The organism is Paenibacillus sp. FSL W8-0187 (assembly GCF_037969755.1).
In the GTDB taxonomy this organism is placed as follows: Bacteria; Bacillota; Bacilli; order Paenibacillales; family Paenibacillaceae; genus Paenibacillus_AQ.
In genome coordinates, this window is sequence record NZ_CP150206.1 from 1822479 (window position 1) to 1840926 (window position 18448).

17 protein-coding genes, 2 tRNA genes and 1 other annotated feature are annotated in these 18448 nt (G+C 49.4%); of the genes, 12 read left to right on the forward strand and 7 right to left on the reverse strand.

Annotated elements, in window-relative coordinates; all coding sequences use genetic code 11:
- Positions 1 to 314: 314 nt before the first annotated feature.
- Entirely contained in the window at positions 315 to 878 is a 564-nt protein-coding gene (locus tag MKY48_RS07875) for a phosphatidylglycerophosphatase A (RefSeq protein ID WP_076323093.1), read from the reverse strand.
- Positions 879 to 1044: 166 nt separating this feature from the next.
- Here MKY48_RS07875 and MKY48_RS07880 point away from each other — a divergent pair, with 166 nt between their 5' ends.
- From MKY48_RS07880 to MKY48_RS07890, 3 genes are all read left to right on the forward strand, one after another.
- Positions 1045 to 2103 (forward strand): GerMN domain-containing protein, encoded by a 1059-nt coding sequence (locus tag MKY48_RS07880; RefSeq protein ID WP_339271536.1) that lies wholly within the window; start codon positions 1045 to 1047, stop codon positions 2101 to 2103.
- Positions 2104 to 2215: 112 nt separating this feature from the next.
- On the forward strand, positions 2216 to 2974 hold the full coding sequence (rph, locus tag MKY48_RS07885; RefSeq protein ID WP_076323095.1) for a ribonuclease PH: 759 nt from the start codon (positions 2216 to 2218) through the stop codon (positions 2972 to 2974).
- A 4-nt stretch (positions 2975 to 2978) separates the two neighbouring features.
- Positions 2979 to 3608: an XTP/dITP diphosphatase gene (locus tag MKY48_RS07890; RefSeq protein ID WP_339222475.1), complete on the forward strand. Its 630-nt coding sequence runs from the start codon at positions 2979 to 2981 to the stop codon at positions 3606 to 3608.
- Positions 3609 to 3687: 79 nt separating this feature from the next.
- Here MKY48_RS07890 and asnB read toward each other — a convergent pair whose 3' ends face one another.
- Positions 3688 to 5532, reverse strand: coding sequence for an asparagine synthase (glutamine-hydrolyzing) (gene asnB / locus MKY48_RS07895; protein WP_339271539.1), 1845 nt, complete (start codon positions 5530 to 5532; stop codon positions 3688 to 3690).
- Positions 5533 to 5694: 162 nt separating this feature from the next.
- Here asnB and MKY48_RS07900 point away from each other — a divergent pair, with 162 nt between their 5' ends.
- Both MKY48_RS07900 and MKY48_RS07905 read left to right on the forward strand, forming a co-directional pair.
- The gene (locus tag MKY48_RS07900; protein ID WP_100540785.1) at positions 5695 to 6009 is read left to right on the forward strand and encodes a hypothetical protein; all 315 of its coding nucleotides are present in this window, start codon (positions 5695 to 5697) and stop codon (positions 6007 to 6009) included.
- Positions 6010 to 6061: 52 nt separating this feature from the next.
- Positions 6062 to 6427 (forward strand): hypothetical protein, encoded by a 366-nt coding sequence (locus tag MKY48_RS07905; RefSeq protein WP_339271541.1) that lies wholly within the window; start codon positions 6062 to 6064, stop codon positions 6425 to 6427.
- A gap of 226 nt (positions 6428 to 6653) precedes the next feature.
- Here the strand turns inward: MKY48_RS07905 and MKY48_RS07910 are convergent, their stop codons facing one another.
- Positions 6654 to 6950: a DUF4870 domain-containing protein gene (locus MKY48_RS07910; protein WP_339271543.1), complete on the reverse strand. Its 297-nt coding sequence runs from the start codon at positions 6948 to 6950 to the stop codon at positions 6654 to 6656.
- A gap of 159 nt (positions 6951 to 7109) precedes the next feature.
- Between MKY48_RS07910 and MKY48_RS07915 the strand changes: the two genes are divergently transcribed.
- Together MKY48_RS07915 and MKY48_RS07920 are read left to right on the forward strand one after the other, a co-directional pair.
- Positions 7110 to 7183, forward strand: a tRNA-Arg gene (locus tag MKY48_RS07915).
- 422 nt (positions 7184 to 7605) lie between these two features.
- Complete coding sequence (locus tag MKY48_RS07920; protein ID WP_339271544.1) at positions 7606 to 8046, forward strand: hypothetical protein; 441 nt, start codon at positions 7606 to 7608, stop codon at positions 8044 to 8046.
- Between the two features lie 92 nt (positions 8047 to 8138).
- Here MKY48_RS07920 and argS read toward each other — a convergent pair whose 3' ends face one another.
- The 3 genes from argS to MKY48_RS07935 form a co-directional block, all read right to left on the reverse strand.
- Entirely contained in the window at positions 8139 to 10001 is a 1863-nt protein-coding gene (argS, locus tag MKY48_RS07925; RefSeq protein ID WP_339271546.1) for an arginine--tRNA ligase, read from the reverse strand.
- Between the two features lie 58 nt (positions 10002 to 10059).
- Positions 10060 to 10282, reverse strand: a binding site (T-box leader).
- A 58-nt stretch (positions 10283 to 10340) separates the two neighbouring features.
- Positions 10341 to 11105 carry a class I SAM-dependent methyltransferase gene (locus MKY48_RS07930; RefSeq protein ID WP_076323102.1) on the reverse strand — a complete coding sequence of 255 codons (765 nt, stop codon included), beginning with the start codon at positions 11103 to 11105 and terminating at the stop codon, positions 10341 to 10343.
- A gap of 143 nt (positions 11106 to 11248) precedes the next feature.
- A complete protein-coding gene (locus MKY48_RS07935) occupies positions 11249 to 11677 on the reverse strand; it encodes an EamA family transporter (RefSeq protein ID WP_076323103.1) in 429 nt (142 codons plus the stop codon).
- 135 nt (positions 11678 to 11812) lie between these two features.
- Here MKY48_RS07935 and MKY48_RS07940 point away from each other — a divergent pair, with 135 nt between their 5' ends.
- A complete protein-coding gene (locus tag MKY48_RS07940; protein WP_339271549.1) occupies positions 11813 to 12256 on the forward strand; it encodes an acetyltransferase in 444 nt (147 codons plus the stop codon).
- Positions 12257 to 13485: 1229 nt separating this feature from the next.
- On the opposite strand, the gene MKY48_RS07945 is transcribed toward MKY48_RS07940, so the two are convergent.
- Positions 13486 to 13559 (reverse strand) — tRNA-Arg (locus MKY48_RS07945).
- Positions 13560 to 13920: 361 nt separating this feature from the next.
- Between MKY48_RS07945 and MKY48_RS07950 the strand changes: the two genes are divergently transcribed.
- From MKY48_RS07950 to clpX, 4 genes are all read left to right on the forward strand, one after another.
- Positions 13921 to 14763 carry a hypothetical protein gene (locus MKY48_RS07950; protein ID WP_339292658.1) on the forward strand — a complete coding sequence of 281 codons (843 nt, stop codon included), beginning with the start codon at positions 13921 to 13923 and terminating at the stop codon, positions 14761 to 14763.
- Positions 14764 to 14908: 145 nt separating this feature from the next.
- Positions 14909 to 16231: a trigger factor gene (gene tig, locus MKY48_RS07955; protein WP_076323106.1), complete on the forward strand. Its 1323-nt coding sequence runs from the start codon at positions 14909 to 14911 to the stop codon at positions 16229 to 16231.
- Positions 16232 to 16506: 275 nt separating this feature from the next.
- Positions 16507 to 17097 carry an ATP-dependent Clp endopeptidase proteolytic subunit ClpP gene (clpP, locus tag MKY48_RS07960; RefSeq protein ID WP_006208779.1) on the forward strand — a complete coding sequence of 197 codons (591 nt, stop codon included), beginning with the start codon at positions 16507 to 16509 and terminating at the stop codon, positions 17095 to 17097.
- Between the two features lie 14 nt (positions 17098 to 17111).
- Positions 17112 to 18377: an ATP-dependent protease ATP-binding subunit ClpX gene (clpX, locus tag MKY48_RS07965; RefSeq protein WP_076323107.1), complete on the forward strand. Its 1266-nt coding sequence runs from the start codon at positions 17112 to 17114 to the stop codon at positions 18375 to 18377.
- Positions 18378 to 18448 lie beyond the last annotated feature (71 nt).

The window sequence follows — 18448 nt, forward strand, 5'->3', positions numbered from 1 at the left end:
GTTCTTCATCATAGCATATGATGGATGCTTGGAAAATGACTAGATAGATTTACCGATTTACGTGATTGGACAGCCCGTTTTTTCATAGGTGAGAAGAGCCTTCTTATTGGTTAGCGGAGGCCTGCTTATTATAGAAGAAACTCATCGTTCCGGCCCGAAATGCTAAAATGCTTTCTACTGCAATCGTCTATCATTCTTTGAAATCACCCAGTTCACGATTGGAATAGGATAGGTTCGGTGAGTTCCTTCCTTCTGATAGGCAGGGAAAAAGGAGATTCGCATTCTGTGCGAATCTCCTTTTTTGGGAGAGTGGTTTATTCTTTTGGAAGCTCTTCGGTCGTTCCGAACAGTTCGATCTCCCGCTCCGCTTGCTTACGATGGGCGATCCGGCTGCTGGCGGCCGCGGCAACCGCGCCGACGATATCGTCGAGGAAGGTATGTACACGGCCGCTTGATTTATCATTCAATTGCTCGAGAATGCCGGGCTTGAGCTTGTCAATATACCCGTAGTTCGTGAAGCCGATGCTTCCATATACGTTAACGATGGAAAATGCCAGGATTTCATCCACGCCGTATAAGCCTTCGTCATTGGCCAGCATTTCTTGAAGCGGGGATATGAGATTGCCTTCCTCCGCCAAAATATCTAATTGAATTCCGGTTAACACCGCGTTTTGGACTTCGCGTTTGCTAAGTACGGCATCCACATTCTCCATGCATTCTTCCATAGTCAAATTCGGGTAGTATTTTTTCTGAAGGATCATCACTAGTTCAGCGATTTCCTCCAACTTGATTCCGCGCTTATGCAGCAGGCTCCGTGTCGCTTCCGCTACCTTCTTGCTGTTCAGACTGTATGGAATGTTTGAATCGTTTTCTGCCATGATGGAACTCACCTCATTTTCGTGGTTGATGAAGATGCTTACGACGATTGTACTTTTTCCACCCCCCTTTGTCCAGAAAGGACAAAACTGCGAGTTATTTTTTTGGAAAGGGCTCGTATACATAGGAGTACAACCTGTACAAAAAAATGTTAGGGAGGAACAATACATGAAACGTAGTAATCGTAATCTTCGCAGGCTTTCCGCCGCCGGGCTGCTTGCTGTTCCGATCGTGTTGTCCGGCTGCGGCGTGTTTTCCGGGAAGCAATCGGAGGCGATTGACCCGCCGCCTGCGCAAGTGGAGAAGCAGATGCTGAACACGACCGGATCCACAGCGGCACAAGGAGACATTGGCACGCAGACAACGGTTTATCTTTCGGATGCGCGGGGAATGCTGGCACCTGTAACCTTGGGTATTCCGAAGGTAGAAGGTGCAAGCGCAGTGAAAGAATCTCTTGAAGTGCTTGTGAACGGAGGCCGCTATGCTGGCTATGTTCCACAGGGCTTCCAGGCGGTATTGCCTGCCGGTACGCAGATCCATAATGTGACGGTTGATCCGGAGAGTAAATTGGCCGTTGTTGAATTCAATAAATCGTTTACGGAGTATCAAGCGGCAGATGAACGAAGAATCTTGGAGGCGTTGACGTGGACGCTGACGGGACACGAAGGCATCGAGTCGATGCAGGTATGGGTGGACGGAGTCAAACTGACGGAAATGCCAGTCAACCACACGCCGCTGGACCGTCCGCTTTCACGTGCGATGGGTATCAACCTTCAAAAGGCGGATGACGCATTGTATACTTCCTCTTCGCCGGTTACCGTTTATTTCTCTTCCGTGACGCCTGACGGCATTCAGTATTATGTACCTGTTACAAGACTTGTTCCAACCGGACAGGACGCGGTTAAGGCTGCCTTGAATGAACTGATCCGGGGACCGCATTACGGTGATGGGCTTGTCGAGGTCATCCCGGACGATACCACCGTTGCATCGGTCGAAAAAGGTGAGGACGGTGCTGTTACCGTATCGCTTCAGGACAGCATGTTTGAGCAGGGAGAGCAGGTTCCAACCGAATTGCTGCAGGCCGTCGTGCTAACCGTAGCCGAGAATTCGGATGATGCGAAGGTGAAAATTCGGATGAATGATCTCTCTGAGGTGGTTGGAACGGATAGCCGCAATTATAGCGAGCCTGTCGGCCGTCCGGAGTTCATTAACGAAATTTCGATTTGACGCTTCACCGCTATCTTTGAAATATGCGCCGGAAAAGGTGCTTTTGTGCCTGCACTTTGGTAGAATAGGGAATGCTAATCAGGATTGCGATAAGAAGTAGGAGGCAGAAAACATGAGATCTAACGGACGTAAGAGCGATGAGCTTCGACCGATGAATTTATCGACCCATGTGAATAAATATGCGGAAGGCTCCGTGTACATCGAGATGGGAGACACCAAGGTGCTGATTACGGCGACCGTGGATGAGAAGGTTCCCCCGTTTCTGAAAGGACAAGGAAAGGGCTGGGTGACGGCTGAATACTCAATGCTGCCGCGCGCAACACAATCCCGCAACCAACGGGAAGCCAATCGCGGTAAACTCAGTGGCCGGACGATGGAAATTCAGCGGCTGATCGGCAGAGCGCTTAGGTCTGTTGTGAATCTGCATGCTCTTGGCGAGCGGACAATTACGCTGGACTGCGATGTAATCCAGGCGGATGGCGGAACGCGGACCACCTCCATTACAGGAGCATTTGTAGCTTTAGCCATAGCGGTAAATAAAATTGCAGAACAACATAAACTAGCGGTATTTCCGATAACGGACTACCTGGCCTCCATTAGCGTGGGCATTGCTGGCGGACAGGCGCTGCTGGATCTGAACTATGAAGAGGATTCCAAAGCGAAGGTAGATATGAATCTGGTCATGACCGGAAGCGGCAAATTCGTTGAGGTTCAGGGGACTGGCGAAGAGAGCCCGTTTTCTCGTGAGGAGCTGGATCAGATCCTGGAGCTTGGGGAACAGGGAATCCGCGAGCTCATCGAGCGTCAGCAGGAGGCACTTGGCCCCATCGCAGCTAAAATCGGTTCCGTGAATGCGGGTACTGGAGTATAATCCCATGACATTGACACTTGGAGACACGCTAATTGTAGCTACCCGCAATCAAGGGAAAGTCAAGGAATTTGCGCATGCTTTTGCTGCTTTCGGTACGGAGGTCAAGAGCATGTACGATTACCCTGATCTGCCGGATGTCGTTGAGGATGGAGCAACGTTCGCAGCTAATGCATTTAAAAAAGCCAAGGCGGTTGGCGACGCACTGGGATTGCCTGTTCTGGCTGATGATTCCGGATTATGCGTGGATGCGCTGAATGGTGCGCCCGGCGTTTATTCCGCACGTTATGCCGGCGAGCACGGCGCGGACGAGGACAATAACGAGAAGCTGCTCAGTGAACTGGAACAATTAAGGCTTGGTGAAGATACGGAGCAGCCCTTGCTAAGTCCGGCCCGATTTGTCTGTGTGCTGGTGCTGTATGATCCGGTCTCGGGAGAAAAGCTCGAGGCTGAGGGGAGCGTTGAAGGCTGGATCACGTCGGATCCGTCCGGAAAGGGCGGATTTGGATATGACCCGCTGTTCTACCTGCCAAGCCATGAGAAGACGATGGCCGAGCTTTCCCTGGAAGAGAAACAGGAGATCAGCCATCGGGGAAAAGCACTGCGCAAGCTTGTAGCGGACCTGCAGGCGCGATAACCGAATAAGGTGCTATAAAAAGAAACCATACCGGCCTACTGCTGGTATGGTTTCTTTGATTTTTTAGAACAATAAGGACTTAACGTATGGATACGTTATACTCTTTGAGCCAGTAATGCACCTGGGCCAGGTAGGCGAACAGCTGCGGACCGGACATCAATTGACCGAACCAAGGGAGATTGGAGGACGCATCCGGCGAAGAAGCCAGCTCCCGGATTCGTGCCGTATCGACGAGCGGAAGCAGCGGCGAAGAAGGATCGTCCAGAATGGACAGCACCTGCGCTTTGACGGCTGCCAGATAGTTCGGATTGTGAGTTTTGGGATATGGGCTTTTTTTGCGGTACAGGACATCTTCCGGAAGCACACCTTCAAGGGCTTTGCGCAGAATGCCTTTTTCACGATCGCCTGTCGTTTTGATGCTCCAAGGAATGTTCCACACATAGTCGATCAGTCGATGATCTGTGTAAGGTACGCGGACCTCCAGTCCAACGCCCATGCTCATCCGGTCTTTACGATCGAGGAGCGTTGGCATGAAACGGGTGATATTGAGATAGGACATGACCCGCATTTTGGCCTGCTGCCCGGTCTCCCCGGCCAGCTTCGGCACTTCGGCTACCGCATCGGTATAGCGGTCTCCGAGGTAATCCAGCGGCTTGATCCAGTCCCGGATCTCGGCAGACAACAGCCCGGCTCTCATATCTGGGGCAACAGACCATGGGAAAGTACCGGAATTCAGCATTTCTTCCCGGTGAAACCAAGGGTAACCGCCGAATATTTCATCAGCGGCTTCACCGGATATGGCGACGGTTGCGCCTTTTTTAATCTCACGGCAGAAGAGGAGCAAGGAGGCGTCCACGTCAGCCATTCCCGGGAGGTCCCGCTTCTGCGTAGTGACATCTAGCGCTTCGACCAGTTCGGGGGTGTCGAATTCGATCCAATGGTGGTTTGTGCTGAGCTCCTCGTGCATCCGTTTAATCCATGGCGCATCCGCACCCGGCTGGAAGGAATGGGATTTAAAATGTTTGTTGTTGTCCACATAATCGACGGAGTAGGTGTGCACTTGTCCTTGGCCCGTCCGCTTGTAGTAATCGACGGCCAGCGACGAAAGCGCGCTGGAATCGAGCCCGCCGGATAACAGCGAGCAGACTGGTACATCGGATACCAGCTGACGTTCAACGGTGTCGCGCAGCAGATCGCGCAAGAAGCTTGCCGTCTGATTCACATCATCTTCATGGGGCTTGCTTTCCAGTTTCCAGTAAGTATATTTGCGCAATCCTTCCCGGTTAAAGATCATGGCCATACCAGGACGAAGCTCTGCAATATCCTTGTAGACACCGTGTCCCGGGGTTCGGGCCGGACCGATAATAAATACTTCAGCAAGCCCCTCTGCCCCGACCACAGGCTCCACCTTCGGATGCTGAAGCAATGCTTTTGGTTCCGATCCGAATACAAGCGTTCCGTCAATGTAGCTGTAGAACAGGGGTTTTACCCCCACCCGGTCCCGAGCCAAAAATACCTGTTCCCGCACGCTGTCCCAAATCGCGAATGCAAATATTCCATTGAGGCGTTCCAGACAATCGGGGCCCCATTCGATATAGGATACTAACAAAACTTCCGTGTCGCATTTGGTATTGAAACGATGACCACGTCGTACCAATTCGTTTTTAAGCTCCGCAGCGTTATATAATTCCCCGTTATATACAATGGCATAGACTTCCTCTTCCTGATGAATGATCATCGGCTGAGCGCCATTTTCGGGGTCGATCACGCTGAGTCTTCGGTGACCGAATGCGCACGGGTTGGAAATCCAAGTGCCGGATCCGTCAGGTCCGCGGTGAGCCAAACTTTCTGTCATTTTTACCAGCAGCTGCGAATCCTGCGTCAAATCGCCGCTCCATTGTATAAAACCGGTTATTCCGCACATGACGGTTCATCCTCTCTTTGTCTTTGTCATACGCTGTCCCATCTTTTTAATCCTACGTCGCCAAAGTGATACAGATATATGCCGAAGGAAGGCATAAAATGTCTGTCCTTTTACGAAAACTAAGAAAGAGGACGAATATCAAAGAGAAGGAGAGATGCGTCCATGAATAAGTCGACCTACTACGTTTCCGTCCAGAGCCGCTCTGTGTTGACCGAACAGGGAGCGAGCGCTTATGAATGGGAGATCGAAGCAACGCCGGAAGAGGCGGATCAAGTTCGGATTGAGCTGGACATGATGCAGGAGAAGGACGAAGAAATGACAGGGTACTTGTTTCCTTGGCCGGACACACCGCAACAAAACTCCAATGCCTTGTTTCAATCCTCCCTGGACAAGGTGTACCGGACCATCTACGAATTAGGAACACCGGCCACACGCCAGCAAATGGAAGAGCTCCGATTGCTCTCCGATTTGACATGAAAACAATAAGGATCGTGCAGTCCCTGCACATCTTGATGAAGGAGAATGTATGATGTATGCAATCAGAGATGCAAAAATTCGCCGGATTACGGAAGTAAATGGCGCCCCTTGCGCTGAGGTTGAGGTCTATCCAGCAGCGGAAGGAGAAAGTGCATTGCTGGCTTATCTGACGCCATCTTCCCCGCTGGGAGGCTATGAGCTGGTGAAAATCGTGCGCAGCAACGCCAGCATGGAGGTGGATTGGTTCGACAACAGCATGCATGATGCATTTGTTGATGCCACGGACGAAGCGTTCGAGAACACGGTTCAATCCACCGCGGAGGAAGACCGGGATGCATTCAAGCAGCAGCTGCTTTCTACAGGCCAGCTATATGAGCAGCTGAATCATAGGCTCAGTGAAGGACCCCAATATTTCTAGTGCCTTGAAGAATGAAGAGATCTGTCCGGCACTATGGGCAGATCTCTTTTTGTATGGATTCGGCACCACGGATGGTGAAAGGCACCACAATGGTGCCGCTACCGTTTTTGTGGCATCCACGCTGGGCTGTGAAGTGAAGACGGCAATGAGAAAATGGACTGATTACAACAAAATAACACAAGAAAGACCATACGGTTAACCGCATGGTCCTTTTAGGATAAGATGCTCAATAAGCATACTCCCTCAGCACTTGAATGCCCATGATCACGTTATAAACAAAAGCCCCGAAGTAGAGGATGCCGAAGAGGATAAGGTATCCAATGATGGAACCGAAGGACCCTGAGGTAACGGCCATGTAAATCAGCGGTATCGCTGCTATGACGGGAAATACGTGCGAGAACAGGGCGCGACGGGCGTGCTTGGAAACATAGGCGTCCGGGGAGAAAATCCATACGAGGAGAGGAAGGAGGAAGGGGGCAAAGAAGATGCTGAAATACGATAAAGAGGATAAAAGCTGTCTCATGATATCACGCTCCTGAAGTCATTTTCATGATATACATATTACCCAGTAAGCCCGCTCCTGATTCGGTTCTGAACCATTCCGAAAAAAAGTTCTTTGAAAAATACAAAAGATGCGATATAATATACTTCGTTACTGTTTAAAAGATTTTCATACATATATGTCCCAGTAGCTCAGCTGGATAGAGCAACGGCCTTCTAAGCCGTCGGTCAGGGGTTCGAATCCCTTCTGGGACGTAAAAGAAAGAAGCTGCCATGATTGGCAGCTTCTTTACGTATTCCAGAGGGGTGATGAACTCCACAAATGGGGTTCGTCGGAGGTTAAGCTTCGTAAGGATTACATCGCAGTCGGCCGAAGGCCGTATCCCGACTGGGACAAGAACGTCCATGAGGATGAGAACCCCTGGTAGTGGTTCGCCTGCGCATAAGCTTCAGGAGGGCACTTCGCAGTCGGCCTGACTCGCGCTTGGAAACAGGCGAGCCGCAGAAGGAAGCCGTTCATTTTTATAAGAAGCTGGGGTATGCCCAGATTGAACCAATTGGTGAATACATCGGGAGCGAATATAGCGTATGTTTTGAGAAGTGTCTGACATCCTAGCGGTTTCGCCTTATAATAGAAGAAAAAGTATTTTACGAACCATATTGAGGAGGCATCGAGCATGCAGCTTACTAAAATATCACAAAATACCGCCATTTTATTGGAGCATGCCAGAAAATCGGGGCTGACTTCCTCCCAACTGCTGGAGGCTGTGCGCTCTGGCAAGGTAGAAAGATTCCAAGTCGCGAACAATGGTCATTTTCACTACGAGGAACTGTTCTCTTATGCCGGAGAGCATGGGGAAGATTTGGAGAAGGCCGTTAGCGAGGGATACAAAATTACGTTTAACACCCGCAACGGGTTGAAAATCTGGCTGGAGGAAGCCTTTTGCATCAGCTCGGAATCCGATTTTAGTGTAGGTGAAGGCATTATTGAAGGGCTGAAGTTCCAGGAGGAGCAAGTCGCACGCTTGAAGGAAGCGCTGGCTGTCAACTGGACCCTGCAGGAAGAGCCAACTGCAGATGGTGTCCAGGTCAGACTGACCGTCAGAGGATTGCAATAATATATAAGATAGCCACCGTACTTGTTCAACAAGACTAGTACGGTGGCTTTTTTTAAATACAGCATGATTCGTTAATTTCTTCAGAGGGAGATTTACATCCGGCTTGGCGTGGGCAGTCCCAGCACTTCCAGCGCTTCGCCAAGGATGTTCTTGAATAAGGAAGTGAGCCATACACGGAATTGGAGCACTTCATCCGCCGATTTTAGAATAGGGCATGCCGAATAAAAATTGTTGAACAAAGAGCACAGCTCATAAGTAAAGTTGCAGATGGCGCTTGGGGATAGATCCCGCCCGGCGGCGTATAGGGTATCATGCCAGGTACTGATATGGCGAAGCAGAGCATGCTCCGCTTTTTCCATAGCAGGGAACCGAGCAGGCACAGACGGCGCAACACCGGCTTCTTGAGCTTTATTGAGCACGCTGAGTGCACGCGCGTAGGAATAGAGCAGGTATACCCCCGTATTTCCTGATATTTCAGTGGCCTGCTTCAGATCGAACACCACCTCGGTTTGCAGTGCAAAGCGAAGCAGGTAGTAACGGATGGAGGCGGCTGCGATCGTATGACTGGACAAACCGTTTTTATCGGAACGGGTATCTTCGATGACCTTGGCTACTTGGTGGATAAGCTCGGTGATTTTAATTCCGATTCCCTGACGTCCGGACATCGCATAGGACGCTTTCCCATCGGTAGTATCGATTCCGAGGTCCGCAGCCGCAGAAGGGCTTAACGAAACAACACCGTAGCTGACATGACGGAGCTTGTCGGCCTCTTTATGGAATCCCAAGCTTTCCAGTGCCTGCTTCACCATCGCCTGCGGGTACTGCTGTCTGTAATCGATGACGTTGATGACCATGTCTGCTTTGCCGAAAGAGAGCTGCTCGCCATGGGTACTCGTCGTCCACACCTCATCCGTGAATTTTTTGTATACAAAATCATTGGAGAGCACACCGTATTTCCACAAGTGGTAGGCGATGTCTTTGGCCGTGTAAGTCAGAATGCCATTGGAGCGGACGAGCACTTTATCCATACTGTGGTCTGACTCCGGATCGTCCACGGCTTCCGTTCCTGTTTGCTTGAGCACCCAGCAGCCTGCAAGTTTACCCTCGGTTTCCTGATGGAAGAGCGGCGTATTCTTCAACAGTTCGAAAGCGGACGACCAAAATCCCTCTCTGACAATGCTGCTCTCCCACACAAGCAGATCATAGTCAATGCCGAACTGCTTCATTTCTTCAAGATGCTCTTTGACGATTCTCTCGGCAACGAGCAGTCCGATCCAGGATAAATTCTGGTTGCCCTCTTCCAGTGCGTGCAGAACCTCAGTCCGATGCTGAACCAGCCCAGGCTCCCTTTCATAGGCTTTATTGGTACTTGAGTACACGTCCCAGCAGTAATCGCCGAACCGGGCATGTTCCTTCGATAGCGGCGTGTGGAGCATCCCAACCACCGTATCTGCCAGTTGATTGCCAAGGTCGTCGATATAATTATGAACCTCTACCTCGTAACCAAGCTTCCTCATCAACCTGACCAGCGTATCTCCGATACAGGAGTTTCTTAGATGGCCGATATGGGCGGATTTGTTCGGATTAATGGAAGTGTGCTCAATGACAATCTTCTCGTTAGCTGCCGGAGGCAGTTCAAAGTGGTGCCCGGCCCAATATTCCCAATCGATACGCAGATTCATAAAGCCTGGGGCTACAATCTCCGTGGAATAGACCAGTTGTTTGTACGACGCGTCCTGCTCAAGCTCGGCTTGAATCAGCTCGGCAATGTGCAGCGGAGCCTTACGAAGCAGCTTCGCAAGCTGCATCGCAATATTGGTGGCATAGTCCCCATGCTCCATGCTGGCAGGCTGCTCAATGCGGATTGGAGTGGAATCCGGCAGTTTGGAGCCCAAAGCTTCACACACCTGGTTTACAGCTTGTTGAAGGCTTGAAGTAATCAAATGACTTAACAAATTAAATCCCCCTTTTTGAAAAAAACACGTCAGAAAAATCAAAAAAGCCCTCATCTCTTAAAGAGACGAGGACTTGTGCTCGCGGTACCACTCTTGTTGTTAAACCGAAGGGTTTAACCACCTTTATACGATAACGGTGTAAGCCGGGGCTTCCTACAGTATTTCACTTCGGAAGACCATCTCCTGGGTCCGCTTCACGGCCGACTTTGTACCGGTTTCCACCCTCCCGGCTCGCTTGGACTAAAGTCAAGTGCAGTTACTCTCCCAATCAACGAAAATCACATGTTCAAGTTTTTCATATTATTAACCATTCTATTTAGAAAATCAACCCTAAAATGACTAAACCTTCTCTGCAAAGACACGCAGGCGCCTGTAATCTCCATAAAACGCATCCTCATGCCAGAGTGTCGCTTGGGCAGCTTGGCTGATGCGGGCAATGGCTTCGTCCTTCTCATCAGCCGAGAATCCAGTGAAGAAACGATCGCCAAAATGCAGCAGCCAATACTTCACGCCATCCTTGCCCTCAGGCAGCTTCGTAGGACGGTCAAAGTGATGGGCGATATGCACGCGGAACCCTTGGGATTCAAGCAAGGTCGCATACTGGCCCAAGCTGGGAAAATACCACGGATTCCGGCTGTCGGCATCAATTCCATAATGATCGGCGAACACTGTTTTCAAGGCTTGGTAAATTCCGTCGATATTCCCCTTGCCTCCAAACTCTGCGACGAATCGACCACCGGGCTTGAGTGCGCCATAGACGGAGCGTACCACACCAGCAGCATCCTTCATCCAGTGTAGGGCGGCATTCGAGAAGACAGCATCATACGGCGTTTCGGTTTCGAAGTTCTGTCCGTCTCCGGTCATAAACGTCAATTCAGGATATTTGCTTTTGGCGCGCTCCATCATCTCGGCCGAATCATCCATGCCGGTTACATGAGCACCCGAAGCGGAGATTTCATAAGCCAAATCACCGGTTCCGCAGCCGAGATCAAGAATCCTTTCTCCGGGTTGAGGCGCAAGAAGTTCTGCCACTCCTTTTCCATAAGCCGAGACAAACGATAACTGCCGATCATAATCGTAAGCTTTCCATACTTGCTTTGACATAACAACACTCCTTCACCCATGAATTATCCTCATTGTGACATGTTCACCTTATAATTAGAAATATATAAATGTGATAATGTTGATAGGTTTTATCAATAAAGGAGCGGACAAAAAGCCGCTGAGCAGCGGTTTTATGTAGAACATTATTTGACGGCAACAAGAAGAGCGCCAACAGCAATGAGTGCAACGCCGGCTGCGTTAATCCAGGATATCTTTTCTCCAAGAAAGACAAAGGCCAGAATGACCGCGATGACAACGCTCAATTTATCGATAGGTCCGACCTGCGATACTTTGCCGTATTTGAGTGCGAGAAAATAAAACAGCCAGGACAATGCCCCCGCAATGCCGCTGAGCACAATGAAGCTTAATGCTTTCTTCTGAACCAGAATGTCACCGAGTTCCGAGAATTTGCCCTGAACCCCCACGACCCCGAGCAGAAACAGTGCCATGATGACAGAGCGAATGGCCGTTGCTGAATTGGCATCGATGTTTTGCAGGCCTATTTTTCCGAAAATAGCGACAAGTGCCGCCGTGGCCGCCGACAGCAATGCGTATACAAGCCATAATGGCAATGCTGATCTCTCCTTCCTGACAAAGATAAAGTCTCTGATTAATGTACCGGATTCCTTTATAATAGTATAGAGCAATTTTACCGATATCATGAATTTCTATGAGATCTGAACAATTTGGAAGGGAGTGGATGAAAAATGACGTTTCATATAGCACCTTATGCAGAAGAGTATCATGATCAGTTGGTGGAGCTGTGGCATCGTGCCGTATCTCAAACCCACGATTTCCTGACGGAGGAAGACATCCGGTTTTATTATGACATGATGCAAAACGGAGCTCTGAGAGCCGTGGAGATCTGGGTGTGCTTAAATACGGAACAGGAGCCGGTTGGATTTATAGGGCTGGATGGCTCCAAAATCGAAATGCTCTTCGTGGATCCCCTCCATCACGGCCAAGGTACGGGAACGAATCTGATCCGGCATGCCGAACAGCTGAAGGGGCGGAGGCTGCAAGTCGATGTGAATGAACAGAACCCCAAGGCCCATGCCTTTTACAAAAAATACGGATTCGTGCAAATCGGCCGCTCCGAGCTGGACGGCTCCGGGAAGCCATTCCCGCTTATTCACATGGAGCTGCAGTAAGGTCATGGATCAGCGCAGCTGAGCCCATCGATAATCGTAAGCATAACATCCTCAGCCAAAAACTCCGCGAGATAACTCGCAGAGTTTTTTTCGTGGGAAGCGGGGCGCCAACCCGGCGCCGGCCGCGGTAGCGGCAGACGGCCACTATCTTCTTTGAAAGAACTTCGATAGTCGTTATACCTTAACTAATCTGATGAAAAAGTGGGGGAGCAGCCAACTGGAGGAATCTAAGCTGAGGAGTCAATGATGTTTTTCCGAATAACTTGTCGTTTCGCTATCCTTGTCGTTCCTATCAGAAGAGGGTATCGGCCGGGTTGGAGCATCACCTGAAGAATCGCTGCAGCAGGTGCTGGATCTGATCGAGGACCCGTATATCTACTTTATAGGAATCCCGAAAGAGCGAATCTCACCGCTGGTTTGTGACCAAACGGGATTGCCATGCCGTGCCGGAGTATAGCGGACGCAGTAAAGAGCATGAAGAGCGCCTTACCCGACTGTGGTCCAAGCAGGACGGCCCGGACGAATTGGTTTACCTATACCCGATGGAAGGCAAGTATTTCTGAACGTCGTACACTGGGCAACCTCTCCGAGCGAGAGCGTTGTCTTCTATTTTCGTGAAGAAGTCGGAGCGGGGGGAGTGCTTGGCGGTAGTATAGGATTGTCTGCAGCAGGTGTAGAGGTGTAGAGAGTTGTGCGGTCGTGTTGCGTTGCCTTAACGGACTCAGGAGCCGTTAATTGAGGAAAAAACTCCCGTACAGGTATGGTAACGGACCTGAAGTCCGTTATTTATGACAAAAGAGGGTAATTTGCCTGTGAATTTGCTAAATAACGGCTGTGGTGTCCGCTAAATTCCAAATTAGGCCGTTTTTTCTGAAATAACGTACCTACGGTCCGATAGAGTTTGTGTTCTGTGCGCGATGTTGGGAAGCTGCTATGGAGGTCATGCGCCACATTGTACCTCAGAAGAGATGCGACCTTTAGAGGCCGACTGCGAAGTGGTCTCCCGAAGCGTATGCGGATGAGAACCCCTCACAGGGGTTCTCATCCCCATGGACGCAAAAACACCACCCCGAAGGGCGGTGCATTTTTTACGTCCCCGAAGGGAGGCGACCTTTGCAGGCCGACTGCGCAGCAATCCTTCCGAAGCATAGGCTCCGGCGCCCCCCTACCAGGGGTTCTCATCCCCGTGGACGCAAAAACACCGCCCCTAAGAGGCGGTGCATTTTTTACGTCCCAGAAGGGATTCGAACCCCTGACCGACGGCTTAGAAGGCCGTTGCTCTATCCAGCTGAGCTACTGGGACATAGGAATTTTTCAAGCAAAAAATATATTATCACATACGCTGGAGAAATTCAATCATTATTTTAAGATGCAAAGTTTTTTGGTTCTGCAAGATTATGAGAGCAGCATATCGGGTTATATTGATAAAATATACGCTGGACTATATAAAGATAGTCGTCCACCCGTTGCCGGATGTGGCCAAGTACGAGGGATGTCAGCCCTTTTTTAAACTTGGCAGTACATATGCTATAATCAACGAATACGAAAAACAGGACTAGAAAGGAGGTGCCCTTATCAAGGACTCTTACTCCCAAGAACAAGAGGACAAGAACATCATCCTGTTTCCGAAGACGCTGGATTATTACCAGATTCAGCTTACGGTTATGCTCGAGAATGAACGTTACGGTGAAGCGATGGAGGTTCTGCGCTTTCTGCTGAAATGCGGAGGACAGAATGAACGGCATTATGAAGAGTGGAATTCGCTCCTCGACTGGCTTGAAGCCGCATTTCCGGAACAGGCTGTCCCCCGTTCGGTTGATTCCGAAGCAGAGCCCGAGGAGGATGATCCGGACGAAGCGGAAATGGCAAGGCAGATGGTTAGGGACAAAGTCGCTCAGGATGCCGGATATGCCGACAAGCTGCTGGCTTCGGTCATGAACGGGCCGCTGACAGAGCAGACCATTTTGGCGCTGGAACAGCTCGCTTATTTGGACCGTCCGGAGATCGACGCTATTTTGGTCGAGTGGCTGCATGATACGCCGCTTCATCCGCTGCTGCAATTTCGGGTGCTGCAAACGCTCCGGAGAAGAGGAATGGAAGGGAATGTGAGCCTTCATCGCGGGCAGGAAGCCGTCGAGATTGAGATCGATTCGGTTCCCTTGGACCCAGGAAGTTTCCCGGACGCCATTTCGAAAATTTTGGAGCGTGTGGCCGATCAGACGGAGATTCATGAACCGACACTATTTTATTTTGCACAGGAATTATGGTCTCAGTTCATCATGGCGATTTACGGCACCGAAGATTACCATTCCATGCTGGATGAAGAAGAATCCACGCTTGACATATGGGCGGCTGCTCTGCATGACATTGTGTCGGAGAGTCTGAAAGGGTTTCGCAATGAGGAGGAAATCCGCCCGCTCTACGGCATAACGGACACCATGCGGTTCCGCTATGAGGGAGCCTACCGATCTCTTAAACAATTTGTTGCTGCGGGCGTGGAAGATTAGCGAGAGTTGGAAAACGTTTACGGTATCGTAGCATAAGGGTTCGCCCTTGAAAAAGAATTTAATGTTGTTTATACTATAGTGGTTATTCGGTACGTGATACATTATTGCGTCGACCACGTGAATTATTTTGGAGGGGAAAGCATAAATGAAAGCAACTTGGGAAAAAATAGAGAAGAACCTTGGGGTTCTTGACGTTGAGGTTGATGCGGAGCGCGTTGCATCCGCCCTCGACAAAGCTTTTAATAAAGTAGCCAAAAAAGCAAATGTACCTGGATTCCGTAAAGGTAAAGTACCTCGCTCGATCTTCGAAGCTCGTTTTGGCGTTGAGAGCTTGTACCAGGATGCAATCGACATCCTTCTTCCAGAAGTATACAGCGAAGCTGTAGAACAAGCGGATATCTTCCCTGTGGATCGTCCAGAAGTGGACATCGAGCAATTCGCTAAAGGCGAAACTTTTAAGTTCAAAGCAAGAGTAACGGTAAAACCAGAAGTTAAACTTGGCGAATACAAAGGTGTTGAAGTTGCTGCAGTAGCTGCTGAGGTTTCTGACGAGGAACTGAGCGAAGAGCTTGAGCGTCTGCAACAACGTCATGCTGAGCTTACAGTAATCGACGAAGGTGCTTCCCAGTCTGGCGATATCGTTGTGATTGATTTTGACGGTTCCGTTGACGGCGTTCCTTTCGAAGGTGGACAAGCTGAGCGTTATTCCCTTGAGCTTGGAAGCAACACGTTCATTCCAGGTTTTGAAGATCAAGTCATCGGAATGGCTACTGGAGACTTCAAAGACGTGGAAGTGACATTCCCTGAAACTTACCATGCTGAAGATTTGGCTAACAAACAAGCTATCTTCAAAGTGAAAGTTCACGAAATCAAACGCAAGCAGCTTCCTGAGCTGGATGATGAATTCGCTAAAGACGTAAGTGAATTCGATACGCTTGATGAGTACAAGGAAGATCTGAAGAAACAACTGCTGACTCGCAAAGAGCAAGAAGCACAAGGCGTTCGTGAGAACGAAGCCGTTGAAAAAGCAGCAGCTAACGCTGAAGTTGAAATTCCTGACGCTATGATTCAATCTGAAGTTCAAAACATGATGCGCGATTTCGACAACCGTCTTCGCCAGCAAGGTATGAACCTGGAAATGTTCCTTAGCTTCTCCGGCCAAACGAATGCCGATCTGGAAGGTCAAATGAAGGACGATGCTGCAAAACGCGTTCGCAACAACCTCGTGCTCGAGCAAATCGCGAAAGAAGAAAAACTCGAAGTATCTGAAGAGGAAATCAACAAAGAGCTGGAAAACATGGCTGACACATACAAACGTCCTGCTGATGAAATCCGCAGCATCTTGGGTGCTAACGGTTCCCTTGACAGCCTTCGTGAAGAACTGCTTCTTCGCAAAACTATCGACTTCTTGTTGGAAAACAGCGTAGAAGGCGCTCCTGTTGAGAAGAAAGAAGCAACTGAAGAATAATAAATAGGCGGCTGAGAAAAGCTGCCCTCACATTAGATAAGGCACGTACATTTCATGCGTGCCTTATTTTTAACTAAGAATAGCCAATTTAATACTAAATGTGACATGAATTGGTTATTAATTTCGACATACATAATGAGACAAGTTGGCAGGATATAATTCTTGGCAAGTTCATAGGATGTAAGCAGGGTTAAAAAATGACATCGTGCTGTGAACATGTTAGAATAACTTTTGTAACGTTGTAGTATATTTTTCAAGGAAAAGAGGTTGGTCGCATGAGTCTTGTACCTATGGTTGTGGAACAAACCAGTCGAGGCGAAAGATCTTACGATATCTACTCAAGATTACTGAAGGATCGCATAATATTCCTCAGCAGTGCGATCGATGACGATGTTGCCAATCTTGTCATCGCCCAGCTTCTGTTTCTAGCTGCGGAAGATCCGGAAAAAGACATCTCTTTGTACATCAATTCCCCTGGCGGTTCGGTTACAGCCGGGATGGGTATATATGATACGATGCAGTTGATCAAGCCTGATGTGTCCACGATTTGCGTTGGCATGGCTGCCAGCATGGGGTCACTGTTGCTTACTGCAGGAGCGCCAGGCAAACGCTATGCTCTTGAGAACAGTGAAGTGATGATTCATCAGCCGCTCGGAGGCATTCAAGGTCAGGCATCCGATATCCAAATCCATGCAGATTGGATCATCAAGACCAGACATAAGCTGAATCAAATCTATGTGGAGCGCACGGGTCAGCCCCTTGAAAAAATCGAACGCGATACGGACCGCGACTTTTTCATGAGCGCGGAGGAAGCGAAGGCGTACGGGATTATTGATGATGTTCTGTCTTCACCGACCAAATCTTAAGGGGTGGTAATAGCATGTTTAAATTTAACGATGACAAAGGGCAGCTGAAATGCTCCTTCTGCGGTAAATCGCAGGAGCAGGTCCGCAAGCTGGTTGCGGGGCCCGGTGTTTATATATGTGACGAGTGTATTGACTTGTGTTCAGAGATCGTTGAGGAAGAACTCGGCCATGAGGAAGAAGTGGATCTGAAGGATATTCCGAAACCTCGTGATATTCGTGACATTCTGGATCAATACGTAATCGGTCAGGATCAAGCGAAGAAGTCCCTTTCCGTTGCCGTTTACAATCACTATAAGCGCATCAATACCCAGAACAAAATTGAGGACGTTGAATTGCAAAAGAGTAATATTTTGCTGCTCGGACCAACAGGTTCCGGTAAAACATTGCTCGCGCAAACCATGGCCAAAATTCTCAACGTGCCGTTCGCTATTGCAGATGCAACTTCACTGACCGAAGCTGGTTATGTAGGTGAGGATGTTGAGAACATTCTGCTGAAGCTGATTCAAGCAGCGGATTATGATGTGGAAAAAGCGGAACGCGGCATTATCTATATTGATGAGATCGATAAAGTGGCTCGTAAATCGGAGAACCCGTCCATTACCCGTGACGTTTCCGGTGAAGGGGTTCAGCAGGCCCTGCTGAAAATTCTTGAAGGTACCGTTGCTTCCGTGCCGCCGCAAGGTGGACGCAAGCATCCACATCAGGAATTCATCCAGATCGATACGACGAACATCCTGTTCATTTGCGGCGGTGCATTTGACGGATTGGAGCAGTACATTAAACGCCGGATCGGTAAAAAGGTCATCGGCTTTAATGCAGCCGGAGAAAACCAGAAGGATCTTAAGCCAGGTGAATACCTGACGATGGTTCTGCCGGAAGATCTGCTGAAATTCGGCTTGATTCCGGAGTTCGTTGGTCGTCTGCCAGTTGTGTCTACGCTCGAACCACTGGATGAGGCGACATTGGTACGGATTCTGTCCGAGCCGAAAAACGCGCTGACAAAACAGTACCAAAAGCTGCTTGAATTTGACAACGTAAACCTCAAATTTGAGCCAGGTGCGCTAGAAGCGATTGCCCGCGAAGCCATTAAGCGCAATACCGGCGCACGCGGACTGCGTTCCATCATTGAAAGCATCATGCTGGATGTGATGTACGAAGCGCCGTCAAGAGATGATATTAAGGATTGCGTCATTACGGAGCAGGTCGTTCGTGATAAAGTGATTCCTGAACTGCAAGCCAAAAGTAACGAAGACGATAAGAAACAAGAAGAAAGCGCCTAATGTGCTCTAGCGCATTAGACGTGGAATAAATCTACGCTGATTCTCCACTTCCAGTTATACCCAATCGGGTT